The sequence below is a fragment of the Proteocatella sp. QWL-06 genome, from assembly GCF_058684135.1.
Map to the genome: position 1 here is coordinate 353,209 of NZ_CM178755.1, position 24,687 is coordinate 377,895.

Annotated in this window: 29 protein-coding genes and 1 other annotated feature; of the genes, 28 read left to right on the plus strand and 1 reads right to left on the minus strand. The window is 41.6% G+C overall.

Going from position 1 to position 24,687, the window contains the following annotated elements; genetic code table 11:
• The first annotated feature begins 6 nt into the window (after positions 1-6).
• From rplF to rplQ, 16 genes are all read left to right on the plus strand, one after another.
• Positions 7-549, plus strand: a complete 543-nt coding sequence (gene rplF, locus AC4PGZ_RS01660; RefSeq protein WP_492159354.1) for a 50S ribosomal protein L6 — start codon at positions 7-9, stop codon at positions 547-549.
• Positions 550-575: 26 nt separating this feature from the next.
• A complete protein-coding gene (rplR, locus tag AC4PGZ_RS01665; protein WP_492159355.1) occupies positions 576-944 on the plus strand; it encodes a 50S ribosomal protein L18 in 369 nt (122 codons plus the stop codon).
• A 17-nt stretch (positions 945-961) separates the two neighbouring features.
• Positions 962-1,462, plus strand: coding sequence for a 30S ribosomal protein S5 (gene rpsE, locus AC4PGZ_RS01670; protein ID WP_492159356.1), 501 nt, complete (start codon positions 962-964; stop codon positions 1,460-1,462).
• Positions 1,463-1,496: 34 nt separating this feature from the next.
• A complete protein-coding gene (rpmD, locus tag AC4PGZ_RS01675; protein WP_492159357.1) occupies positions 1,497-1,670 on the plus strand; it encodes a 50S ribosomal protein L30 in 174 nt (57 codons plus the stop codon).
• A gap of 17 nt (positions 1,671-1,687) precedes the next feature.
• A complete protein-coding gene (gene rplO / locus AC4PGZ_RS01680) occupies positions 1,688-2,137 on the plus strand; it encodes a 50S ribosomal protein L15 (protein WP_492159358.1) in 450 nt (149 codons plus the stop codon).
• Positions 2,138-3,412: a preprotein translocase subunit SecY gene (gene secY, locus AC4PGZ_RS01685; RefSeq protein WP_492159359.1), complete on the plus strand. Its 1,275-nt coding sequence runs from the start codon at positions 2,138-2,140 to the stop codon at positions 3,410-3,412.
• A 21-nt stretch (positions 3,413-3,433) separates the two neighbouring features.
• The gene (locus AC4PGZ_RS01690) at positions 3,434-4,084 is read left to right on the plus strand and encodes an adenylate kinase (protein ID WP_492159360.1); all 651 of its coding nucleotides are present in this window, start codon (positions 3,434-3,436) and stop codon (positions 4,082-4,084) included.
• The gene (gene map, locus AC4PGZ_RS01695) at positions 4,084-4,833 is read left to right on the plus strand and encodes a type I methionyl aminopeptidase (protein ID WP_492159361.1); all 750 of its coding nucleotides are present in this window, start codon (positions 4,084-4,086) and stop codon (positions 4,831-4,833) included. Before AC4PGZ_RS01690 ends, map begins: the two co-directional genes overlap by 1 nt.
• 9 nt (positions 4,834-4,842) lie before the next feature.
• Positions 4,843-5,133 carry a hypothetical protein gene (locus AC4PGZ_RS01700; RefSeq protein WP_492159362.1) on the plus strand — a complete coding sequence of 97 codons (291 nt, stop codon included), beginning with the start codon at positions 4,843-4,845 and terminating at the stop codon, positions 5,131-5,133.
• Complete coding sequence (infA, locus tag AC4PGZ_RS01705) at positions 5,126-5,344, plus strand: translation initiation factor IF-1 (RefSeq protein WP_028829988.1); 219 nt, start codon at positions 5,126-5,128, stop codon at positions 5,342-5,344. Before AC4PGZ_RS01700 ends, infA begins: the two co-directional genes overlap by 8 nt.
• A gap of 18 nt (positions 5,345-5,362) precedes the next feature.
• A complete protein-coding gene (gene rpmJ, locus AC4PGZ_RS01710) occupies positions 5,363-5,476 on the plus strand; it encodes a 50S ribosomal protein L36 (protein ID WP_492159363.1) in 114 nt (37 codons plus the stop codon).
• A 58-nt stretch (positions 5,477-5,534) separates the two neighbouring features.
• Positions 5,535-5,903 (plus strand): 30S ribosomal protein S13, encoded by a 369-nt coding sequence (gene rpsM, locus AC4PGZ_RS01715; protein WP_492159364.1) that lies wholly within the window; start codon positions 5,535-5,537, stop codon positions 5,901-5,903.
• A gap of 23 nt (positions 5,904-5,926) precedes the next feature.
• Positions 5,927-6,322, plus strand: a complete 396-nt coding sequence (gene rpsK, locus AC4PGZ_RS01720) for a 30S ribosomal protein S11 (protein WP_492159365.1) — start codon at positions 5,927-5,929, stop codon at positions 6,320-6,322.
• Positions 6,323-6,336: 14 nt separating this feature from the next.
• Positions 6,337-6,963 (plus strand): 30S ribosomal protein S4, encoded by a 627-nt coding sequence (rpsD, locus tag AC4PGZ_RS01725; protein WP_492159366.1) that lies wholly within the window; start codon positions 6,337-6,339, stop codon positions 6,961-6,963.
• A gap of 67 nt (positions 6,964-7,030) precedes the next feature.
• On the plus strand, positions 7,031-7,972 hold the full coding sequence (locus tag AC4PGZ_RS01730; RefSeq protein ID WP_492159367.1) for a DNA-directed RNA polymerase subunit alpha: 942 nt from the start codon (positions 7,031-7,033) through the stop codon (positions 7,970-7,972).
• 16 nt (positions 7,973-7,988) lie between these two features.
• Positions 7,989-8,330 (plus strand): 50S ribosomal protein L17, encoded by a 342-nt coding sequence (gene rplQ / locus AC4PGZ_RS01735; protein ID WP_492159368.1) that lies wholly within the window; start codon positions 7,989-7,991, stop codon positions 8,328-8,330.
• Between the two features lie 204 nt (positions 8,331-8,534).
• Here rplQ and AC4PGZ_RS01740 read toward each other — a convergent pair whose 3' ends face one another.
• Entirely contained in the window at positions 8,535-9,917 is a 1,383-nt protein-coding gene (locus tag AC4PGZ_RS01740) for an alanine/glycine:cation symporter family protein (protein ID WP_492159369.1), read from the minus strand.
• Between the two features lie 464 nt (positions 9,918-10,381).
• On the opposite strand from AC4PGZ_RS01740, the gene AC4PGZ_RS01745 reads away from it, so the two are divergent.
• The 12 genes from AC4PGZ_RS01745 to AC4PGZ_RS01800 all read left to right on the plus strand — a co-directional run bounded on the left by AC4PGZ_RS01745 (position 10,382) and on the right by AC4PGZ_RS01800 (position 24,525).
• Positions 10,382-11,533, plus strand: a complete 1,152-nt coding sequence (locus AC4PGZ_RS01745) for an amidohydrolase (protein WP_492159370.1) — start codon at positions 10,382-10,384, stop codon at positions 11,531-11,533.
• A gap of 135 nt (positions 11,534-11,668) precedes the next feature.
• Positions 11,669-14,050: a Lon protease family protein gene (locus AC4PGZ_RS01750; RefSeq protein WP_492159371.1), complete on the plus strand. Its 2,382-nt coding sequence runs from the start codon at positions 11,669-11,671 to the stop codon at positions 14,048-14,050.
• Positions 14,051-14,123: 73 nt separating this feature from the next.
• On the plus strand, positions 14,124-14,900 hold the full coding sequence (locus tag AC4PGZ_RS01755) for a molybdopterin-binding protein (RefSeq protein WP_492159372.1): 777 nt from the start codon (positions 14,124-14,126) through the stop codon (positions 14,898-14,900).
• Positions 14,897-16,189: a patatin-like phospholipase family protein gene (locus tag AC4PGZ_RS01760; protein WP_492159373.1), complete on the plus strand. Its 1,293-nt coding sequence runs from the start codon at positions 14,897-14,899 to the stop codon at positions 16,187-16,189. The genes AC4PGZ_RS01755 and AC4PGZ_RS01760 overlap by 4 nt, the downstream gene beginning before the upstream one ends.
• 187 nt (positions 16,190-16,376) lie before the next feature.
• Positions 16,377-16,620: a binding site (T-box leader), on the plus strand.
• 92 nt (positions 16,621-16,712) lie between these two features.
• Positions 16,713-17,534, plus strand: a complete 822-nt coding sequence (locus AC4PGZ_RS01765; RefSeq protein ID WP_492159374.1) for a transporter substrate-binding domain-containing protein — start codon at positions 16,713-16,715, stop codon at positions 17,532-17,534.
• 16 nt (positions 17,535-17,550) lie between these two features.
• Positions 17,551-18,201, plus strand: a complete 651-nt coding sequence (locus tag AC4PGZ_RS01770) for an amino acid ABC transporter permease (protein WP_492159375.1) — start codon at positions 17,551-17,553, stop codon at positions 18,199-18,201.
• Positions 18,194-18,916 carry an amino acid ABC transporter ATP-binding protein gene (locus AC4PGZ_RS01775; RefSeq protein WP_492159376.1) on the plus strand — a complete coding sequence of 241 codons (723 nt, stop codon included), beginning with the start codon at positions 18,194-18,196 and terminating at the stop codon, positions 18,914-18,916. Before AC4PGZ_RS01770 ends, AC4PGZ_RS01775 begins: the two co-directional genes overlap by 8 nt.
• 19 nt (positions 18,917-18,935) lie before the next feature.
• A complete protein-coding gene (locus AC4PGZ_RS01780; RefSeq protein ID WP_492159377.1) occupies positions 18,936-20,207 on the plus strand; it encodes a nickel-dependent lactate racemase family protein in 1,272 nt (423 codons plus the stop codon).
• Positions 20,208-20,234: 27 nt separating this feature from the next.
• Positions 20,235-21,392 carry an aminotransferase class I/II-fold pyridoxal phosphate-dependent enzyme gene (locus AC4PGZ_RS01785; protein ID WP_492159378.1) on the plus strand — a complete coding sequence of 386 codons (1,158 nt, stop codon included), beginning with the start codon at positions 20,235-20,237 and terminating at the stop codon, positions 21,390-21,392.
• A 96-nt stretch (positions 21,393-21,488) separates the two neighbouring features.
• Positions 21,489-22,295 (plus strand): carbon-nitrogen hydrolase family protein, encoded by an 807-nt coding sequence (locus AC4PGZ_RS01790; protein WP_492159379.1) that lies wholly within the window; start codon positions 21,489-21,491, stop codon positions 22,293-22,295.
• Positions 22,296-22,365: 70 nt separating this feature from the next.
• Entirely contained in the window at positions 22,366-23,046 is a 681-nt protein-coding gene (locus AC4PGZ_RS01795; protein WP_492159380.1) for a DUF554 domain-containing protein, read from the plus strand.
• Between the two features lie 27 nt (positions 23,047-23,073).
• Positions 23,074-24,525 carry a sigma-54 interaction domain-containing protein gene (locus tag AC4PGZ_RS01800; RefSeq protein ID WP_492159381.1) on the plus strand — a complete coding sequence of 484 codons (1,452 nt, stop codon included), beginning with the start codon at positions 23,074-23,076 and terminating at the stop codon, positions 24,523-24,525.
• Positions 24,526-24,687: the final 162 nt, after the last annotated feature.

Genomic DNA, 24,687 nt, shown 5'->3' on the forward strand with positions numbered 1-24,687 from the left:
GCCTAAATGTCAAGAATAGGACTTAAACCAATTACAGTGCCAGCAGGCGTTGAAATAAAACTCGATAAAAATAACTTCTGCGAAGTTAAAGGACCAAAAGGAACATTAACTCAGCAGTTCAGCCCAGATATGAAAATAGAGATATCAGAAGGAATTGCAACAGTAGCAAGACCGACTGAGCAAAAGAAGCATAAATCTCTTCACGGACTTACAAGAACATTGCTAAGCAACATGATCACAGGCGTTACTGAAGGATACACAAAGAAACTGGAAGTTGTAGGAGTAGGTTACAGAGCTGCAAAGCAGGGAAACTCGCTTAACCTGAGCCTTGGATTCTCACATCCGGTAGAAATGATAGATCCAGAAGGAATAGAGACTGAGGTTCCAACTCAGACTGAGATCATCGTAAAAGGAATAGACAAGCAGGTTGTAGGAAACTACGCTGCTAAAATCAGAGCATGGAGAGAGCCAGAGCCATACAAAGGCAAAGGAATCAGATACTCTGGTGAGAAGGTAAGACGTAAAGAAGGAAAAACTGGTAAGAAATAGTAAATAAAACGAAAGGAGTGATGAAGGTGTTCAAGAAGATAGATAAAAACTCAAATCGTATAGCTAGACACAAGAGAGTCCGCAAAAACGTATTTGGAACTCCTGAAAGACCGAGACTGAATGTATTCAGAAGTACAAACAATATATATGTACAGATCATAGATGACGTGAACAGAGTAACTCTTGCTTCAGCTTCTACTTTAGACAAAGAAATAAAGTCAGCGGTTGAGAGTACAGGAAACAAGGAAGCTGCTAAAAAAGTAGGAGAACTTGCTGCAAAAAGAGCGATCGAAAAAGGAATCAAGCAAGTAGTATTTGACAGAGGTGGATATATCTACCACGGAAGAATCCAGGAACTTGCAAACGGAGCTAGAGAAGCTGGCCTTGAATTCTAGGATAAGGAGGAGAATAAATGCGCGCAAAGCAAATAGATGCAAAACAACTGGATATAGAGACTAAAGTTCTTGATATCAGAAGAGTAACAAAAGTTGTTAAAGGTGGTAGAAACTTCAGATTCGCTGCACTGGTTGTAGTTGGAGATAAAAACGGACACGTTGGCATAGGTACAGGAAAAGCTATGGAAGTTCCAGAAGCTATCAGAAAAGCTGAAGAAGATGCCAAGAAATCTTTAATAAAGGTTCCTATGGTAGGTACGACAGTTCCTCACCAGATAAACGGAAGATTCGGAGCTGGAAACGTTCTTATTATGCCTGCCAAAGAAGGTACAGGAGTTATAGCTGGAGGACCAGTTAGATCAGTACTAGAGCTTGCAGGAGTTACGGACGTAAGAGCGAAATCTTTAGGAACTAACAATGCAAGAAACATGGTTAATGCTACAATGGAAGGCCTTAAAGGTCTTAGAATGGCAGAAGACGTAGCAGCTCTTAGAGGGAAAAAAGTAGAAGACCTTTAATGGCAAAGACCTTTTAAGATAGGAGGAAAGAACAGTGCTTAAGATTAAACTATCTAGAAGTCCAATAGGAACAAAACCTAATCAAAAGAAGACACTGGCAGCTCTTGGACTTACTAAGAGAGAGCAAGTGGTTGAAAAACAAGACAATCCTCAAATCAGAGGAATGATAAATGTAGTTAGTCATTTAGTAACAGTAGAAGAAGCTTAATAAAGGAGGTGTACGCGTTGAGACTACACGAACTAAGACCTGCAGAAGGCGGTGCAGTTAAGCCAAAGAGAAGAATTGGTAGAGGTACAGCGACTGGACAAGGTAAAACAGCTGGTAGAGGACAAAAAGGACAATGGTCACGTTCTGGCGGAGGAGTTAGACCTGGATTCGAGGGAGGACAGACTTCTTTAATGAGAAGACTTCCTAAGAGAGGATTTAACAACTTTGATTTTGAAACAAAATATACTGTAATCGATCTTGATGTACTGAACAGATTTGAAGAAGGTACAGAAGTTACAGCAGAACTGTTAAAAGAAACAAAGACAATAAAGAAGATAGAAAAAGACGGAATAAAAATATTAGGAAGCGGCAATCTGGAAAAGAAACTTACTGTGAAAGCAAACAAGTTTACAGGATCTGCTGCTAGCAAGATTGAAGCAGCTGGAGGAAAGGCTGAGGTGATCTAATTGCTGAATACTTTTAAGAAGGCATTGAAAATTCCCGAACTGAGAAAAAAATTAGTATTCACATTTCTGATGCTGATAGTATTTCGAATAGGTTCATCGATCCCGGTACCAGGAATTGACGTTGCAGTTGTAAAAGAGGCAATAAATCAACATGGTGGAGCATTTGCACTTTATGATGTTATTTCAGGAAGCGCACTGAGCAACTTTACATTGTTTGCACTGAGTGTAACCCCTTACATTACATCTTCAATCATAATACAGCTCCTGGCAGTTGCCATACCTTCAATGGAAGAAATGCAGAAATCAGGAGAGCAGGGTCGTAAGAAGCTGGCTTCATGGACAAGATATCTTACAGTAGTGCTTGCACTTATACAGGCAACTGCGCTTAGTGTAGGTATGTTCAGAAGTGCGCTGATGTCAGACTCAATAATCTCAACTGTCGCAGTAGTGCTTACGCTTACAGCAGGAACAGCATTCCTTATGTGGCTTGGTGAGATGATAACAGAAAAGGGAGTAGGAAACGGAATGTCAATGATAATATTCTTCGGAATAGTATCAAGATTCCCGAATGATGTAAAGCAGACAATTGCTCTTGCCCAGGCAGGACAGATCAATTTTGTGCAGATTGCATTGTTCCTTCTTGTATCACTCCTTATAGTAGTAGGCGTAATAATGGTACTTCAGGGAGTGAGAAAAATCCCAGTACAGTACGCAAAGAGAACGGTAGGAAGAAGTACTTACGGTGGAAAGCAGTCGCATATACCACTTAAGGTAAATCAGGCAGGTGTTATACCAGTAATATTTGCATCTTCACTGCTGGCATTCCCACAAGTTCTTCAGCTTTTCATAAAGAACCAGGCATACGCGCAATTCGTGGCAAAATGGTTCAATGGAACAGCAGCACCTGGAATATACGTATTCTCGCTGTTACAGTTCGTACTTGTAATAGCATTTTCATACTTCTACATCTCAATCACATTCAACCCGGTTGAAGTGGCTGACAACATGAAGAATGCAAATGGATTTATTCCGGGAATAAGACCAGGAAAGCCAACATCAGATTTTATAACTAAGTCACTGAACAGATTAACATTCGTAGGAGCTATATTCCTTGCTATAATAGCATCTGTGCCAACAATACTTTACCAGGCTACAAACGTACCTTTCAAGTTTGGTGGAACTTCGCTGCTTATAGTAGTAGGGGTTGCTATAGAAACAGCTAGACAGCTGGAATCTCAGACTGTGATGAGAAATTATCAGGGATTCTTAAAATAATCCTTAAAGGAGATGATTGTAATGAAACTTATATTACTTGGACCTCCAGGGGCCGGTAAAGGGACGCAGGCAGCGAACATCGTAAATGAGTATAAAGCTGTGCACATCTCAACAGGAGACATATTCCGAAAGAATATAAAAGAAAATACTGAGCTTGGTAAAAAAGCCAAAGAATATATGGAAAAAGGATTACTCGTTCCAGACGAATTAGTTGTGGAGCTGGTAGCCGACAGACTTAAGCAGGACGATGTTAAAGACGGATTCTTGCTTGATGGCTTCCCAAGAACTGTAAACCAGGCCGAAGCTCTTGACAAGGTGCTGGAAAGCCTCAATGGAAAGATCGATAAGGTTATAAACATTGAAGTAGACAAGAGCAAGCTTGTTGAAAGAGCAGTTGGCAGAAGAATCTGCAGAGACTGTGGAGCAACATACCACATCAGCTTCAACCCTTCTAAAGCAGAAGGCAGATGCGACGTTTGCGAAGGCGAGCTGTATCAGAGAGCGGATGATGTTGAAGAAACAGTTGAAAAGAGAATTCAGGTTTATCTTGATGAAACGCAGCCGCTGATTGACTACTATACAAAATCCGGAGCAATCGTTACAATCGATGGCGATCAGGATATAAACAAAGTATTCGAGGATATCAGGCTGGCTTTGGGAAGTGAAAATTAATGATCATACTAAAGTCAAAAAAAGAAATCGAGTTTATGAGAGAAGCCGGCAAGATAGTGGCATATGTACACGAACTGCTCAGAGAAGCGATCAAACCAGGTATATCGACATTTGAGTTAGACGAGATTGCCTACAGAGCGATAGTGAAACATAACGCATCACCATCTTTCAAAGGTTACGGAGGATTTCCGGCAAGCATATGTGCTTCAAAGAATGACGTCGTAGTTCACGGTATTCCGAGAAAAGACGACATCCTGATGGAAGGGGACATAATCAGCATAGACATAGGAGCCGAATACAAGGGCTACCATGGCGATGCAGCAAAGACCCATCCGGTGGGAAAGATAACCGAAGATGACGCAAGGCTGATCAGAGAAACAAGAGAAAGTTTTTACAAAGGAATAGAACAAGCATTGGTTGGCAAGAGACTGTCAGATATATCACATGCGATTCAGTCACACGTAGAAGAATTCGGATTTTCCGTAGTAAGAGAATTCGTAGGTCACGGTGTCGGCAGGAGTCTGCATGAAGACCCTCAGATTCCCAACTATGGACCACCAGATAGAGGACCTAGGCTCGAAAGCGGCATGGTACTTGCTATAGAACCTATGATAAATCAGGGAACATACAAAGTACAGGTATTGGAAGATGGTTGGACCGTCAAAACAATAGATGGTAAAAAATCATCACATTATGAGCACACTATAGCCATTACAGATAACGGACCTGATATATTAACGAAACTATAGGAGCAAATGATGGAAAAGCTTGAAATAGGTCAAATAGTCAGAAGTAACTCTGGAAGAGACAAAAATATGCTCTTCATTGTCACAGGACTGTCAGATAATGGGTATGTATATATAGCTGATGGAAAGTACAAGACTGTACAAAACCCTAAGCGAAAGAATACAAAGCACTTAGATGATATGAAACGCGTGGCCAGTATACAGATTGATGAAGAAACAACCGACCCGGAAAGTCAGAATGCCACAATCAGGAAAGAATTAAAGAGACTGGGAAATGAAATGGAGGAAGTAGTTTATGTCTAAAAAAGACGTAATAGAACTTGAAGGAACAATATTAGATGCTCTTCCAAACGCAATGTTTAAAGTGAAATTGGAAAATGATCATGAAATAATAGCTCATATATCTGGTAAGCTGAGAATGAACTTTATCAGGATATTACCAGGAGACAAAGTTACGGTTGAGCTTTCCCCATATGATCTGACTAAGGGCAGAATCACATGGAGAAAGAAATAAACCAGGGAGGTAAATAAGATGAAAGTAAGAGCATCTGTTAAGCCTATCTGCGAAAAATGTAAAGTTATCAAAAGAAAAGGACGAGTAATGATTATCTGTGAAAATCCTAAACATAAGCAGAAACAGGGCTAAAAATTAAAAATTTGTAATGTAATTTCAGATATAAACTAATAAGTAGGAGGTGTAATACATGGCTCGTATTGCCGGTGTAGACTTACCAAGAGAAAAAAGAGTCGAAATTGGTCTGACATATATATATGGAATTGGGAAAGTAACTTCTCAAAAAATTCTTGCTAGCACAGGAGTAAACCCTGACACAAGAATAAAAGACCTTACTGACGAAGAAGTAAACAATCTTAGAAAAGCTATTGACGAGTTCACAGTAGAAGGTGACCTTAGAAGAGAAATAGCACTTAACATCAAGAGACTCAGAGATATCAGATGCTACAGAGGAATCAGACATCAGAAGGGTCTTCCTGTAAGAGGTCAAAAAACTAAGACAAATGCAAGAACAAGAAAAGGACCTAAGAGAACAGTAGGACGTAAGAAGAAGAAATAATCTATCAGTAAGGAGGGAAAATAATGGCTAAACCAAAAAAAGTTACTCGTGTAAGAAGAAGAGAACGTAAAAATATAGAAAAAGGTCATGCACATATACAGTCAACATTTAACAACACAATTGTTACACTGACTGACGTTCATGGAAATGCGCTTTCATGGGCAAGTGCTGGACAGTTAGGCTTCAAAGGATCAAGAAAAGCAACTCCATATGCTGCACAGATGGCAGCAGAGTCAGCTACAAAAGCTGCGATGGAGCACGGATTAAGATCTGTAGAAGTATTTGTTAAGGGACCAGGTTCAGGCAGAGAAGCTGCAATCAGAGCGCTACAGGCAACTGGATTAGATGTTACAATGATCAAGGACGTAACTCCAATCCCTCACAATGGTTGTAGACCGCCAAAGAGAAGAAGAGTGTAGGTAGGAGGAGAGTTATGGCAAGATATACAGAAGCATCATGCAGACTATGCCGTAGAGAAGGAATGAAACTTTTCCTAAAGGGCGACAGATGTTATACAGACAAATGTGCTATGGCGAAAAGAGCCTATGCACCTGGACAACACGGTCAGAACAATAGAAAAAAAGTTTCTAACTACGGTGAGCAATTAAGAGAGAAACAAAAAGTTAAGAGAATATACGGAGTACTTGAGACTCAGTTCTACAACTTATTTGAAAAAGCTGACAAAATGGCAGGAAAAACAGGTGAAAACCTACTAAGCCTGCTTGAGAGAAGACTTGACAATACAGTTTACAGAATGGGACTTGCACACTCAAGAAAAGAAGCAAGACAGCTTGTAACTCATGCACACTTTACATTAAACGGAAACAAGGTTGATATACCATCACTTCTTGTTAAAGTTGGCGATGTAATAGAGGTAAAAGAAGGTTCAAGATCATCAGCAAAATTCAAAGGTTTAGTAGAAGCATCTACAAGAACAGCTCCAAAATGGTTAGAAACAGACCTTGCAAACATGAAGGCAAGAGTCGTAGCTATCCCTGATAGAGAAGATATCGACCTTGAAGTAGCAGAGCACCTTATTGTCGAGCTTTACTCTAAGTAATATCTTAGTACCCTCGGTAAAACAGCAACTATTATATTTTGTATAATCCAAGGAGGGTTAAAATCAAATGATAGAAATCGAAAAACCGAATATTCATGTATTGGAGTTCAAAGAAAACTATGGAAAATTTGCAGTCGAACCACTTGAAAGAGGTTTTGGCCACACAGTAGGAAACTCACTGAGAAGACTGCTGCTGTCATCACTCCCTGGTGCTGCTGTGACTTCCATTAAAATTGATGGAGTTCTTCATGAGTTCTCAACGATTCCAGGTGTAAAAGAAGATGTTACAGAGCTGATACTGACTTTAAAGGAGCTTTCAATGAAAATTGAGGGCGACGGACCTAAAACTCTGAAAATAGAGCATAAGGGTGAAGGAACGATAACTGCCGGAGACATTTACTGTCCTGCAGGAGTAGAAATACTAAATGAAGACCTTCACATAGCAACACTGACAGAAGACGCGGATCTGTATATGGAAATATACGTTGACAAAGGTAGAGGTTATGTTGCTGCAGAGAATAATAAATCTGAATCAATGCCAATAGGAGTAATACCTGTTGATTCTATATATACACCAGTGCACAAGTGCAGTTATGCAGTAGAGAATACAAGAGTCGGGGCCAGAACTGACTTCGAAAGACTTGTACTCGAGCTGTGGACTGACGGAAGCATAAATCCACAAGAAGGAGTCTCACTGGCTGCCAAAATTCTTGTAGAGCATCTTAATCTATTCATTAACCTTAGCGAGAACCTCAGCTCAATGGAAATAATGGTAGAAAAAGAAGAAGGTAAAAAAGAAAAAGTTCTTGAAATGACTATTGAAGAACTTGACCTTTCAGTAAGATCATACAACTGTCTTAAGAGAGCAGGAATCAACACTGTTGAGGAACTGACGGAGAAGACAGAGGACGATATGATGAAAGTGAGAAACCTGGGTAAAAAATCCCTGGAAGAGGTAATTCAAAAACTAGAAGAGCTTGGATTCGGACTGAAATCAAGCGAAGACTAGAAAAGGAGGGACATAGATGGCAAAATACAGAAAGCTCGGAATGGTTAGCTCACACAGAAACCTTGTTCTGAGAAACATGACAACTGACCTGTTGAAGCATGGAAAGATAACTACAACAGAGACCAGAGCAAAAGAAGTAAAGAGAATGGCTGATAAGATGATAACTCTTGGCAAAAGAGGAGATCTTCATGCCAGAAGACAAGCTCTTGCATATATGATGGATGAGACTGTAGTAAAGAATCTTTTCGATGAGATAGCACCAAAGTATGCTGAAAGAAACGGTGGATACTCAAGAATAATAAAGACTATGCCAAGACGTGGAGACGCGGCTCCTATGGCAATAATCGAACTGGTTTAATATAAAATCCCTGAATCAGTCAGGAACAGAAAACTTATTAAACACATAAAATATTTCATGAAATATTTGATACAGAATAAAACACCCGGCACGGGTGTTTTTTTTGTGCTTTGATTCTAAATTAAACTATGCAAAACAATAGAGGAGAAGGCGAGCTTCTCCTCTATCAAGTATTCATAGAAAATGTGTTAAAGCAGCAGATTATTAACTGATCTTTTTGTTCTCGTATTCGGAATCTTTGTTTTCCAGGAAATTACCTTCAAAATCATTGGCAATCTTGAATACAAGTGCCGACATTCCAAGGAGCGCTATAAGGTTAGGGAAAACCATAAGAGCGTTGAACATATCAGCAAGCTCCCATACAAGAGGAACATTTATTACAGTACCAAAAACTATCACGACGCTCACTAGAGCTCTGTAAGGAAGGATTCCCTTCTTTCCAAAAAGATACTTGACGTTTGACTCGCCAAAGAAATACCATCCGATGATAGTTGAAAAAGCAAAGAAGAAAAGACAGATAGCCACGAATTTTGTTCCAAAGCTTCCAAACCCATTCGTGAATGCGGCCTGCGTAAGCTCAGCACCTGTGAATCCAGTATCAAGAGCTCCGGTAGTAAGAACAACAAGAGCTGTCATAGTACATATTATTCCGGTATCGATTATTACTCCCAGCGTAGCTGTAAGTCCCTGCTCAGCCGGGTGCTTTACTTTAGCAAGTGCATGAGAGTGAGGCGTAGAACCCATACCTGCTTCATTCGAGAAAAGCCCTCTGGCAACTCCATATCTGAACGCTTCCTTTATGGTCACTCCGACAATACCACCGCCAAGAGCTTTTGGATTAAATGCTCCGACAAAAATCATCTTGAATGCCGGAATTATCATGTCAGCATTCAGAAGTATTATGATCGTACTTCCGATGATATAGAAAAGCGCCATGAAAGGCACGATTTTTTCAGTAACAGAGTTTATTCTGCTGACGCCTCCAGCTACAATAAGCATTACGAGTACAGCAACGAAAAGTCCGGTAGCAACCTTTGGTATTTTGAATGCCGTGTATACTGAAGAAGCGATAGAGTTAGCCTGCACTACGTTACCCATCAGACCTAGCGCAAGGATAATGGCAACGGCAAAGAATCCGGCAAGGAATCTGCTGTTAAGGCCATATCGTATGTAATAGGCAGGACCTCCTACTTTTTCTCCATCCTTGAACTGCACGAACTTTTGTGCTATTACAGCCTCTGCAAAAATAGTACCCATCCCAAAGAATCCGCTGATCCACATCCAGAATACAGCTCCAGGTCCTCCCGAAACAATTGCTCCGGCTACTCCCGCTAGATTTCCTGTACCGACCTGTGCAGCTATAGCAGTGGCAAGCGACTGGAATGATGATACCTCTCCTTTAACTTTTTCCTTCTTCTCTTTTTCAAAGAGAAAGCCGAATGTCTGTTTTACTGCAAGCTTGACTCTTCTTACCTGGATGAATCTCATCCTGAAAGAAAAATATACCCCTGTTCCAAGCAGCAGGAACAGCATGAAAGGTCCCCAGAGAACCTTGTTGATGGAAACTACAAGTTCCATGATATCCATGATAATACCTCCTCAAATAAATAAATTAAATAGATAAATGATATTTATTTCACCAATTAGATTATACTATAACGGCGGATAAATTTCAACTATATTATAAATAATCAGTAAAATTTAATATATATGAAATTAAGAAAAAATATATAAAATGAAACATTTATAGAAAATGACACAAAAACACGCTTTCAACAATACTTTAAGATGAATTTGCCGGATATGAACTATTTAAAAAATTCATTATAAATAAATTTAATGGGGTTTAGCTTGATAATATGTCTGGCCACTCAAAGAATGACATTAATTTTAGGTTAAATATAGATACAAAAATAACGAAATATAGGAATGTTTTGAAAATGTTAATGTGCGGATTTATGCTTCTTTCACATAAAACTGTACAAATTGATAATTTTGTAATAGAATCAATATAAGGTAGAATATTATGATTTCTTTTCGAGGGAGCAGATATGATAATCAGAAATGGATTGATCTTTTTAATCGAGAATGACGGTTTTACTAAAAAGGATATTGAACTCAAGGACGGAAAGATAGAGAGAATCGGCAGAAATCTTTCTAATGATTCAGGCTCTGAAGAGTTTGATGCAGAAGGAATGTACATAACGCCAGGGCTCATAGACGCACATTCGCACATAGGGCTTTTCAACGAATCCATGAGATGGGAGGGAGAAGACGGAAACGAGGAGTTCGATCCGGTGACTCCGGACATGAATGCAGTTGATGGCATAAATCCGTTTGACATTTCGTTCAGGGAAGCGCTTGAAGGAGGAGTGACTACTGCCTCAACAGGGCCTGGAAGCGCAAATGTAATAGGCGGCAGCTTTGCAACGATATCTCTTTATGGAAATATAGTCGACAACATGGTGATTCAAAGTCCTGCGTCCATGAAATGCGCATTTGGAGAAAATCCAAAGGGAGTTTATGGACAGAAGGGAAAGGCTCCGGTCACAAGGATGGGAGTAGCTGCAATACTCAGGGAGACGCTTGTCAAGGCAGAAAACTATATCGCAAGGAAAGAAGATGCTCAGTACAAGGGAGAGCATTTTGACATAGATCCAAAAATGGAGGCCATGATTCCTGTAATCGAAAAGGACATACCTCTCAAGGCGCATGCACACAGAGCAGACGACATATGCACCGCTATAAGGATAGCGAAGGAGTTCAATGTAAAGCTGACTCTTGAGCACTGCACAGAGGGACATCTTATCGCGGACTATATAGCAGAAGAAGGCCTCAGTGCACAGGTAGGACCTACATTTGGCTCAAGGACAAAGGTAGAGCTCACAAACAAGAGTTTTGAGACTGCAAAGATCCTGAGCGAGAGAGGCGTAAAGGTATCCATAATAACAGACCATCCTGTCATACCTCAGCAGTCACTGAATATGTGCGCAGCCATGGCAGTAAAGGCAGGCATGGACGAATTTGAAGCGCTTAAGGCAATAACTTTGAATCCGGCTCAGACGCTGGGGATTGATCATCTCAAGGGGCAACTCAAAGAAGGCCTTGATGCGGACATAGTCATATGGGACCAGCATCCGCTGGATCTCCAGGCCGCTACCGTAAGAGTATATGTAAAAGGCGAAGAAGTATTTGGAAGATAAATCAAAAGAAGAGCTGACAGAGACAATAATTTGGATCTGGCGGCTTTTTTGTTTGATTTAACTGTTTGGATAAAGAAAATTTTATTGGGTATATTAAAAAGAAATGATCAGGAAATGAAAAATTGGAGGTGCAGGATGGTTAATTCAAGCAAATGGGAACTAAGTAAAAAAGATATGGAAGTAGATGTGCGATTTGAGGATTTTGACTTTGAAACCACTAAGGACATAGAGAAACTCAATGGCATAATAGGACAGGTAAGGGCAGTAGAGGCCCTTGATTTTGGAATCCACATTCAGAATGATGGATACAATATATATGTTTCCGGAGAATCCGGAACAGGAAGAAAAAGCTACTCACTTTCCCTTATAGAAAAAGTCGCAAAAAACAAAAAAGTACACAGAGACTATGTATATGTGTTCAATTTTCTCAAGCCGGATGAACCGATTGCACTTTCATTTCAGCCGGGCGAAGGAAAAACCTTTAAGAAGGATATGGAGTTTTTTATAAACAGGATAATCAAGGAGATTCCAAAATCATTTTCAGGCTCGGAATATGAGTCGAGATATCAGGATATCGTAATGAAATTTGAGCAGCTTAGCGGCGCTTATCTTGCTGAGCTCAATCTTGTAGCACAGGATAAAGGCATAAAATTCGTGCCTTCACCAAAAGGCCTCATGTCATTCCCGATAAAAGAAGATGGAACAAATTACCAGGAAGAAGAATATAACGCACTGGAACCGGAAAAAATAGAAGAAATTCAGGAAAACAGCAAGAGCCTTGCGAAGGATTTCAATGAATACATGAATAAAATGAAGGAGCTGGATCTCAAGATATCAGATAAGATAGCTCATCTTGAAAGACAGGTAGTTGACAAGATAGTAAGCTACTATATTTCAGACATGAAGGAAAAGCACGAGGACAATAAAAAAGTAGTGACCTATCTGGATGATCTTCAGCAGGATATCATCAGTCATACAGGATTTTTCAAGGGTAAGGACAAGGAGGATGCCTCAAATCCGCTTGCAATATTCAGGAGAGAGGATCCGAAGCAGTTCATTTCAAGATATGACGTCAATCTCTTTATCGACAACACAGATACAGAGACTGCGCCTGTAGTCCTTGAAAGAAATCCCAGCTATTACAATATCATAGGATTTGCAGAATACAGAAACGAAAACGGAATGTATACCACAGACTTCATGAGCATAAAGCCGGGAGCTCTCCACAAGGCAAACGGAGGATTTCTCGTGATAAATGCAAAGGACATGCTTCAGAATCCTCTTGCATGGGAAGGTCTCAAAAGGAGCATAAAGACCAAGAAGATAATGATAGAGAACCCTTTCAAGCAGAGCCTCGCTCTCATGACTACAGGCCTAAAGCCTGAGCCGATAGATCTCGACATAAAGGTAGTACTTATTGGAGATATGTATATATATTCGCTCCTGTATTACTATGATGAAGATTTCAGAGAGCTGTTCAGAATAATGGCTGATTTCGACATAGAGATTGAAAAGAACAATGAAAACGAGATAAAATTTGCAAAATTCATAGCAGATTTCTGCGAGGTGAAAAAGCTCAAGCATTTTGAAAGAGATGCAGTCATAGAGACCCTTAAATATTCTATAAAGCTGGCCTCTGAAAAGAATAAGATCAGTGCAAGGTTCAACAAGATAACCGAGATAATATATGAATCCAATGCACTTTCTGACGAAAACCAGGATTTCATAAAGGTCAAGGATGTACAAAAGGCTATACAGAAAAAAAGGATCAGAAACAGCAAGATCGAAGACCGCATGAATGAAATGTACAGAGACGGAAGCTACCTCATAGATGTAGACGGCAAGAAAGTTGGCCAGATAAACGGGCTTGCAGTAATGCAGGTGGGCGAGTCTGTATTTGGAAAGCCATCTCGTATAACGGCATCCAGCTACAAGGGAAGATATGGAATACTGAACATTGAGAGAGAGGTTGCGCATTCCGGCAGCATACATGACAAGGGAGTCCTCATACTCAACGGATATATAGGCAACAGATATGCAAAAGAAGACATTCCGGCAATGACGACCTCGATAACCTTTGAACAGAACTATTCAGGAATAGATGGAGACAGCGCATCCTCAACCGAGCTCTACGTAATAATTTCAAGCATAGCAGAAATACCGATAAATCAGGGTATAGCTGTAACCGGATCCATGTCCCAGAAGGGTGAGATACAGCCAATAGGAGGAGTCAACGAGAAGATTGAGGGCTATTATGATGTATGCAGCATAAAGGGACTCACTGGAAAACAGGGAGTGATAATCCCTATCCAGAATGTAAAGAATCTCATGCTCAGGGATGACATCATAAAATCCGTAGAAGAGGGACAATTTCATATTTATGCCATCAGCAACGTAGAGGAAGGGCTTCAGATTCTTACAGGCCTCACCATTGCAAAAATCGATGAAAAAGTGAAGGCTGCCTTCAAGAAATTCAGTGAAAACTGTGATGAAAAGAAAAGCGAGAAAGGCGAGTAAACTATTTTGTGATGCAAAACCAGCTCGGATATGATATATTTAAAATATAAATTTGAGATTTGGAGGCATCACAATGAATGCAGAAATATTAGCAGTAGGCACAGAACTGCTGCATGGAGATATTGTAAATACAAATGCACAGTATATAAGCAGAGAATTTGCAAAAATAGGTATAGATGTTCATTTTCACACCGTTGTCGGAGATAATGCAAAAAGAATGAAAATGGCTTTTGAGACTGCACTTGGAAGAGCAGACATAGTCATATGCACAGGAGGACTTGGACCTACTCAGGATGACATCACAAAAGACATACTATCAGAATACCTTGGAAGAGAAATGATTCTTGATGAAGGCAGCAAGCTTCACCTCGAACAGAGATTTGCCATGAGAAACAGGATAATGACCCAGAACAACCTCAGGCAGGCGTATTTCCCAGAAGGCTCAGTCATACTGAAAAACGATAATGGCACGGCGAACGGGTGCATAATAGAGCAAAACAGCAAGACCGTAATACTGCTTCCTGGACCGCCAAGGGAAGTTATCCCTCTTATGGAAGAATATGTTGTAGAATTTCTTATGAAATATTCAAATGAAGTTGTAGTGTGTTCAAAAATCAGGGTACACAATCTTGGCGAGTCTACGGCAGAGACGCTCATAATGGATCTGATAGAAAATCAGACAAACCCTACGATAGCATCCTATGCAGGTGACTCAAGCGTCGTATTTAGAATAACTGCAAAGGCAGAATCAAAGGAAGAAGGAAGAAAGCTCATTGAGCCTGTGGAAAAAGAACTCCTGAGAAGATTTGGAGACAATGGAAAACTCATCGAGGAGGAATTACAGATATGAAAAAAACCGCGCTTGTTCTTGGTGGCGGAGGCTCAAGAGGCGCATACGAGATGGGCGTCTGGAAGGCTCTGATTGAGCTGGACATCCCTGTCCATATAGTATGCGGTACGTCTATAGGAGCCATAAATGGAGCCATGATCGCGCAGGGAAGCTTGGCAGATGCACAGAAGATGTGGGACACTGTAGAAACCAGCGAGGTGTTTGCGGTTCCTGTCAGAGAAGATCAGAAGCTGGTTGAAAAGGTTGTGAAAACCTACAGCACATTTGCAAAAGATCTTTTCCATGGTGGGACAGACACGAGTCCGCTGAAGGCAACTCTCGAAAGATATTTCGATGAGGACAAGATTCGAAAATCAGATGTGGAATATGGCCTCGTAACTGTTGAAAAGGACAGCCTTAAGCCCTGGGAGCTCTTTATAGAGGACATTCCGCAGGGCAGGCTTGTGGACTTCGTGCTCGCAAGCTCATCGATATATCCGGCCGTAAAGCCGTATAACATCGACGGCATAGACTTCATCGACGGGACATATCATGATAATATACCTGTGAGCATGGCGCTTCGAAAGGGTGCAGAAAAAATAATTGCCGTAGACCTTGGCGCATTCGGGAAGGTTAAGAAAGATGTTCTCAATTCGGTAGAGGACCTCGTGTATATACGAAGCTACTGGGATCTTGGAATAACGCTCGTATTTGACAGATCAAAGATAAAGCAGATAGAAAGATATGGCTATCTTGACTGCATGAAGGCTTTTGGGGTTTTTGACGGATATGCGTATACATTCGTAAAGAACAGCCTTATGGAGATAGACGAAGAATTCAGGAAGGATGGAACACTTGAGAAGAAGCTGGGGATATATTCGGGCAGAAGCAGGTATTCCATCGCCGATCAGCTGCTAGCTGCAAAATGGAAGAAGATCATAAATGACAGGGCAGCCAGGAAAGGCTCAAGGATATCGGAGATCCTCATAAGTGCCGAGCTAGCCGCAGAAATACTGGAAATCGACCCTTCAAAGATATATACTATAGAGAGGCTGGATGAGAAAATACAGGAATCACTTTCCCAGATAGAGGCATATCCGATTGACAGGGGAGCAAAGGGAGCAAAGTTCATAAAAACTTTCCTTGAAACTCTTGCACTTGTAGATAGGAAACAGAGGCTTAAAAATATGGCAAGCGAAATCAGAAGGGTAATTGATAACGATGAAGAATTACCAGCTTCAAGGATAGCCAGTCTCTATACGGAAGAATTTTTTGCGGCACTTTATGTGGCTCTGAAAGGAATTTTATAGCCGGAAAATGTTTTCTTTAAAAATAATTAAAAAAATCGAGAAAAAAGTATTGACAATTATTTTAAATGGCTTTATAGTGATAATTACAAAAAAGAAATATAACTAAATCATAAAAACAGTCAGGAGGTATCAGCGATGAGGCACAGCTACAGGCATAACAGGCGCAGCAGACGCGAAAACTTAATATCATGTATCGTTGATACAGAGAGTAGCTATGGTGGTAATCACAGCGAGCCAGTGAAGGTGTAAGACTGGCATTACGAACATAAGTGAAAAGGACTGTTGAGATTGAATCGACAAAGCTCAGGCAAGTATCGATCACGTGGCATGCGTTAAATGCAATCAAAGCGAGCTGTTTTGATAACCGGACATGTCCGGCAGCAGAGCAGCTAAATAGAGTGGTACCGCGGGTTATTATGCTCGTCTCTTTCAAAGAGACGAGCTTTTTTTATTCCAAAAATTCATAATGTTCTAAAAAACATATGTATATTTTAATTTTATTTTAAATGAGGAGAGAGAAAAAATGAAAAAATTACTAAGCATCATAATAACAGGAATCATGGCACTATCACTTATGACAGGATGTACAGGAACTCAGGAGCAGGCAGCAGAGCCGCAGAACAAGCTCGAAGCTGTAAAAGCCGCAGGCAAGCTGATTGTAGGAACCAGCGCAGATTACCCTCCATATGAATTCCACATGGTAGTTGATGGAGTGGACACGATAGTAGGATTTGACATCGAGATCGCAAAAGAGCTTGCCAAGGGGCTCGGGGTAGAGCTTGAAATAAAAGACATGGCATTCGACGCAGTGCTTGCCGGAGTTGGAACTGGAATGATAGACCTGGGAGTTGCAGGAATAAATCCTACTCCAGAGAGAGAAGACGCAATGGACTTCAGTGATGTATATTACAAAGCAAGCCACACTATAGTAGTAAAATCAGAAAATGTTTCTCAGTATTCTACAGAAGCTGACCTTGTCGGAAAAGTAATAGGAGCACAGACAGGAACGCTTCAGGAAGGCGTAGCTCAGGAAATCGAAGGAGCGACAGTCAAATCACTTGGAAAAGTAACTGACCTTATACTTGAGCTCAAGACAGGCAAAATAGATGCAGTAATACTTGAGCTTCCGGTAGCAAATTCATATGCAAATCAGAATGAAGACCTTGACGTTGCAGACAGCGTGGTATTTGAAAAAATGGAAGGTGGATCATCAGTAATAACCGCTGAAGGCGAGACAGAGCTGATGGCAGCAGTAAACGAAATACTTGCTCAGCTTATCAAAGACGGAAAGATAGATACATTTGTAGCAGATGCGACTATGCTGGCAGAGCAGGTAGCTGAATAAGGACACGGAGGAAAAAATGCTCGAGATACTAATAAAATATTCATCATATTTCATAACCGGGTTAAAATCCACGCTTGGGCTTTCAATAATTTCAGTGCTGATAGGGATCGTAATAGGATCCCTTCTGGCACTCATGAAGCTCTCAAAGCACAAGCCTCTAAAATGGATAGCGGCAGTGTATATTGAAGTAGTCAGAGGGACCCCGATGATAACGCAGCTGTTCATAGTGTATTTTGGATCATACGTTCTGTTCGGGCTTGATATGAATCCGTTCATTGCGGGTATAATCGCAGTAAGCCTCAACAGCGGCGCATATGTTGCCGAAATAATAAGATCGGGCATACAGTCTATAGACAAGGGCCAGATGGAGGCAGGAAGAAGCCTTGGAATGACTCAGTCTATGACCATGAAAGAGATAATAATGCCTCAGGCAGTAAAGAACATACTTCCGGCTCTGTGCAACGAATTTATTACCGTAATAAAAGAAACATCCATAGTATCGGTAATCGGAGTGACGGATCTTATGTACAACGTAAACATAGTGAGAGGCATAAGCTTCAGACCTCTGGAGCCGCTCCTTATCGCAGCTGTTATATATTTCATACTGACATTTGGACTCTCAAAGGCAGTAAATATTCTGGAAGGGAAGATGAAGCAAAGTGATTAAGATAAATAATTTGAAAAAGAGCTTTGGAAAAAAAACGGTCCTGAAGGGAATAGATCTTCAGGTTACTCAGGGGGAAGTAATGGTTATAATAGGACCATCAGGAAGCGGAAAGAGCACGCTGCTCAGATGCCTTAATCTTCTCGAAAAGCCCGACAGCGGAGACATATATCTCGATGACGAGCTGATTACATCTCCAGAAGCCAATGTGGACAAAGTGAGAGAGAAGATGGGAATGGTTTTTCAGAACTTCAACCTTTTTCCGCACAAGACGGTACTGCAGAATATAATGCTTGCCCCTGTGAAGGTCAAGAAGGTTCCTGTAAAAGAAGCAGAGCAGCAGGCCGTGGCACTGCTTGAAAAGATGGGACTCACAGACAAGAAGGATGTATTCCCAAACTCGCTTTCAGGAGGGCAGAAGCAGAGAGTTGCAATAGCAAGAGCTCTTGCGATGAACCCGGAGGTAATGCTTTTCGACGAGGCGACATCAGCACTCGATCCGGAAATGGTAGGGGACGTGCTCTCTGTAATGAAGGAGCTTGCAAAGGAAGGCATGACGATGGTGGTTGTAACCCATGAAATGGGATTCGCAAGAGAAGTCGCAGATGATGTCATTTTTATGGAGGATGGGCTCATTGTAGATGAAGGAACGCCAGAGCACATATTCGACAAGACTGATAATGTAAGAACAAAAGAGTTCCTTTCAAAGGTACTCTAGTGAGAAAGGATGGACCAAAATGCCAAAATACATCTTTGATTATGGAAAAGGAGAAATATCCCTTGAATTAAACGAAGGAAACATATTAGGAGAACTTAGCGGAAACAGCAGGCCACCGCTTGAAGATATAGCGTCTGAGCTTTTTGATACATTCGAAAATCCGATAGACAGCGCTCCTCTCAGGGAGCTGGTTAAAAACGGAGACAAAATCACGCTTGTGATAAGCGACATGACAAGATTCTGGATGAGACAGGACCTTGTCATTGTGCACGTAATAGAGTATCTAAACCGCTGCGGCGTAAAGGACGAGGATATAACCATACTGATAGCAAACGGTACTCACCTTCCGGCGCCTCAGTCTGATATTGAGATCCTCGTGACAAAGGAAATAGCGGACAGGATAAAAGTGGTCAACCATGACTGCGAGGCAGAGGACCTCGTATATGTGGGAACGACCTCAAGAGGTACGGAAGTAGAGCTCAATCCGCTTGTGGTAAACCAGAAGACCATATGCCTTGGAGCAGCAGCGCACCATCTTATGGCAGGCTTCGGGGGAGGCCGCAAGAGCATACTCCCTGGAGTGGCATCAGGAAAATCCATAGCTCAGAACCATCTTCATGCGCTTTCACCGGATCAGCCCTGCTCAAATCCGCTCATAGGAAACAGCAGGTTAGAAGGAAATCCGCTCAATGAAGATATGTGCGAAGCGGCAGCCATGGTAAACCCTTTGTTCATAATAAACCTTGCCATGAACCCCGAAGGAAAGCTCTGCAGGATATTCTCAGGAAACTGGATGAACTCCTGGCTGGAGTGCTGCAGATATGTGGATGAGATGTATACCCTGGAGATACCTGAAAAAGCGGATATAGTAATTGCCGGATGCGGAGGATACCCAAAGGACATGTCCATGTATCAGTCCACAAAAGTAATAGACAACGTAGAGTCAGCAGTGAAGGACGGCGGCATACTGATACTGATTTCGGAGTGCATAGACGGAGGCGGACCGGACGAGTACTTTGCATGGAGCAGGCATATCGAGACAGGAAAGCTTGATGAGGAGCTTAGAAAGAGCTTTACGATCCCGGGATATATTTTCTATCAGAACTGTGAGATAGCGCAGAAAACAAGGATATACATGATCTCAGGCATTGATCCCAAGCTGCTTGAGCCAATGGGTATAACTAGCTTCAGGACTTCTCAGGAGCTGCTTGAAAACATAAGCCTGAAAGACAAGAGCATATATATCATTAAAAAAGGTGGTACGGTAATCCCGAAGGTTATGAAAAAGTAAAATAGTACAAGCAGAGAAAGGCACTATATGAAAAGTTTAATATCAGGAAGATACCAGAAGTCAGAAAAAACAGCCATGGGCGAGGTTTTTGACTTTCTGAAAAAATATGATGACATAATAAACCTCAGCATAGGAGATCCGGACATAATAACTGATTCATCGGTAATAGAGCGTATGGCAGAGGATGCGAAGGCCGGCCACACGAAATATACGGATTACAGAGGCTACCCTGAGCTTAGAGCCGAAATAAAAAAGTTCTATAAGGAAGAATACGACGCAGACGTTGACGATTCGGAGATATTTATCTCAGCAGGAGGCTGCGTGAGCATGTATCTCGTCATGGAGGCCATACTCAATGACGGAGACGAGGTAATAATACCTGATCCGTATTTTGTACCGTATCCATCTCAGGTGGAGCTTGCAAGAGGAAAGGCAGTAATGCTGCCTACCTATGAAGAGGAAGGCTTTCAGATAAATATAGACAGACTTGAAAAGCTGGTTACAGAAAAGACGAGAGCAATAATACTCAACACCCCGAACAATCCTACAGGATCATGCCTCAGCCTCGAAACCATGCATAAGATAGCAGAGTTTTGTGAAAAGCATGATATCATAGTTGTTGCGGATGACATATACACGGCATTCTCGTTTGACTCGGAATTCGTCCCTATAATGAATATAGATTCCATGAAAAAAAGAACCATAACAATCAACAGCTTCTCAAAAAACTTTGTTATGACGGGTTTCAGAGTGGCAAACATAATAGCTCCCGAGGAAGTGATACAGACTATTCAGAAGATAAATGAGAATGTAGTATTCACAACACCTTCAGTATCTCAGAGAGCGGCGCTTCATGCGCTCAGGATGAGGCATCAGATACAGCCTGCCATAATCGATGAGTTCAGAGAAAGAGTGAAGTACTGCAGACAGAGAGTGAGCAGCATAAAGAATATGAGCGTGCTGGAGGAAGGCGGAAGCTTTTATGTGTTCCCAAACATAAAGGCGACAGGGCTTTCATCCAATGAAGTCACAAAGCTCATGATGGAAGAGGCTCATGTGCTCGTGCTTCCCGGAAATGCATTTGGTAGCTGCGGAGAGGGATATATTAGGATTTCATGTACCGTAGGAATAGAAAAGCTCAGGGAAGCTTTTGACAGAATAGAGAAAATGAAAATATTTTCATAAAAAGAAGGGATTTTTCCTTCTTTTTTTCTTATCAGAATATATATATGATAAAATATAAAGTATAATAAAATGATTAAAGAAGATCAGGAGGAATTTATGAAAATCAAAATAGGACTGGCTCAGATCAGCGTATCTCATATAAAGGAAGATAATCTCAAAAAAGCTGAAGCTGCAGTAGCGCTTCTGGCTTCAGACGGAGCAGACATAGTAGTCCTTCCGGAGATGTTTTCCTGTCCATACATCACCTCCGTTTTTCCCGAATTTGCAGAGCCTGAAGGAGGACATACATGGAAACGGATGTCCGAGGCTGCGAAAAATAACAAGGTGATACTCGTGGCAGGCTCGGTGCCGGAAGACAGCGAAGGCAGGGTATACAACACATCCTTTGTATTTTCGAGGGATGGAATCCAGATTGGAAAGCACAGGAAGGCTCACCTGTTTGACATTGCCGTAAAAGGAGGTCAGCATTTCAGGGAATCGGATACACTTTCACCTGGAGACAGCCACACAGTCGTTGATACTGAGCTGGGGAAAATAGGGATCGCTATATGCTACGATTTCAGGTTTCCCGAGCTTGCGAGGAAGATGACGCTTGAAGGAGCAAGAATACTCATAGTCCCGGGCGCATTCAACATGACGACGGGTCCGGCTCACTGGGAGCTGCTGTTCAGGCAGAGAGCGGTAGACAATCAGGTATACTGCATAGGAGTCGCACCGGCAAGGGACTGCGGCGGAGCATATGTGTCCTATGCAAATTCAATAGTGACTTCACCGTGGGGAGATATAGTGGACAGGCTGGGAGAATCAGAGCAGCTGCTCATATCCGAGATAGACCTTGACTATGAAGCAGCGGTAAGAGAACAGCTTCCACTGCTCAGGCACAGGCGCGAAGAGCTGTATTAGAATTACTGGGAATTTAAAATAAAAAATTAACAAAAAAATCTTAGATATGTTATAATCAGAAGGAGTAATTATGTTGACAGGTACGATAGTTAATACATTAGCAATAATAGCAGGAGCAATGATAGGAGTAATAGCAAAAAAAGCGATACCGCAAAGGATGGGAGATCTCGTAATGAGCGCTATCCCGATTGTCGTGATGGTACTTGGGGTCCAGTTTGGGATTGCCAGCTCAAATATACTTATAGTGATAGTGAGCCTCGTTGTCGGAGGCATAATCGGAGAGTGGATAGACATAGACAGAAGGCTTGATGATTTCGGAGTCAGGATACAGTCAAGGATGAAGGGCGGGGACAGCAATTTCTCTGCAGCATTTGTCTCCACTACTCTCATATACTGCGTGGGATCCATGGCAATACTGGGCTCGATAGAGAGCGGAATAAACGGCAACCACACCATACTCTACACCAAGTCACTGATGGACGGTATATCAGCGATATTTTTTGCATCCACTCTTGGCGCAGGCGTGATTTTTTCGGGTATCAGCGTATTCATATATCAGGGAATACTGACTGTGCTCGCCGGATATATTGGACCATATCTTTCTCCGGAGGTAGTGACTGAAATGAGTGCAAGCGGAGGTATACTCCTTATAGCGCTTTCATTCACTATTCTTGGAATAAAGAAGATAAAGGTCGCAAATCTCCTGCCCGCTATATTTCTTCCTGTGATATTGATGCTCTTCATGAAGTAAAATAATATATTTTGGAAAGGGATAAAAATGTTTGAAGATTGTTTTCTTTGCAGTACTGAACGCTCTGTAACAGAGGAGCGTATCATTGAAAGCCTTATTGAACGTATAGATGAAATAGTAGTTATATTCGATGAGAACGGGATCATAAGGAAAATGAACTCGATCTGCGATGATATCCTGCCATTTAAAAGAGAAGAGGTTACGGGGAAGGATATCTATCAGCTCATGGACTTGGGAGAGGTAAGCGAGCCCATAATAATCAAGATGCTGGAGGCCAGGAAGAAGGTATACAAGAACATAATATACCCTACGGGCAAAATGATCGCATATACGGCCATTCCACTGTTTGATTCAGATGACAACATAAAGGGCGGAGTGCTCACCGGAAGGGATATCTCTAGAATCGCAAAGCTTGACAGGATAAAGAAATATGATGAAAAAGAGGCTACTGACGCTGACGAGATACAGGAAGCCAGAGAGTATGTGAGCATAAGCCGGGAAATGAAAAAGGTCAAGAAGATGATACTCAGGGCAGCCAGGTCGGACTCGTCCATATTCATAACAGGCGAAACCGGAGTAGGAAAAGAGGTAGTTGCAAGATACATACACAATAACAGCTCAAGAAGGGAAAAGCCCTTCATAGCCGTTAACTGTGGCGCGATTCCGGCAGAGCTCATAGAATCAGAGCTTTTTGGATATGAGGAGGGAGCTTTTTCAGGAGCAAGAAAGCGCGGAAAAGAAGGAATCATTGAGCTCGTGGATGGAGGGACGCTGTTCCTGGATGAGATCGGAGAGCTGCCATATGAAATGCAGAAAAAGCTCCTGAGGGTAATACAGGAAAATGAGGTCACGAGAGTAGGTGGCGTAAAGCCGAAGAAGATAGATGTCAGATACGTGAGCGCTACGAACATAACGTCCGAGGAACTCCATAATCCAAAGAAATTCCGTCAGGACCTGTACTTCAGGCTGAGCGTAATACCTATAGGAGTTCCTCCGCTGAGGAGCAGAAAAGACGACATAGTACCTATGTGCAATCATTTTCTGGAGATCTTCAACGAAAAATATCAGAGGAATATAAGGATAACAAAAAAAGTCGGCGACATACTTACCGAAAATCCATGGTATGGAAACGTAAGAGAGCTGAAGAATCTCGTAGAGAGGCTGGTTGTGCTCTCAAACAGCGATCTGGTGGGAGAAGATCAGCTGCGGATACTCATGGATCTTGACAGCGGGATGCATGAGAACATAAGCGCAGCAAGCATATGTGATGTCAACCTGCATGACTTTGAAGAGGTTTCCAGGCCATCCGTAGTGATAAATGGAGATATGAGCCTTGATGAGGCGGTAAGACATGTAGAGCAGACTATGATAAAAGAGGCAGTAGATAAGCATGGAAGCATCCAGAAAGCGGCGAGAGCTCTCGGGATAGATCCGAGCACCATACACAGAAAAATAAAAAGCGGGCAGATAGAAATATAAGCCTATTTCAAAAAGCCATTGCAACATGCAAGAAACTCTTGCACTTTGCAATGGCTTTTTGCATGTCAGGGATTTTTGATAATTAAAAAATAAACAATAAAATACTAAAATAGATTAATTTTTAACAAATTTCGAGCACTTCTAAACATTGATAAATGAATG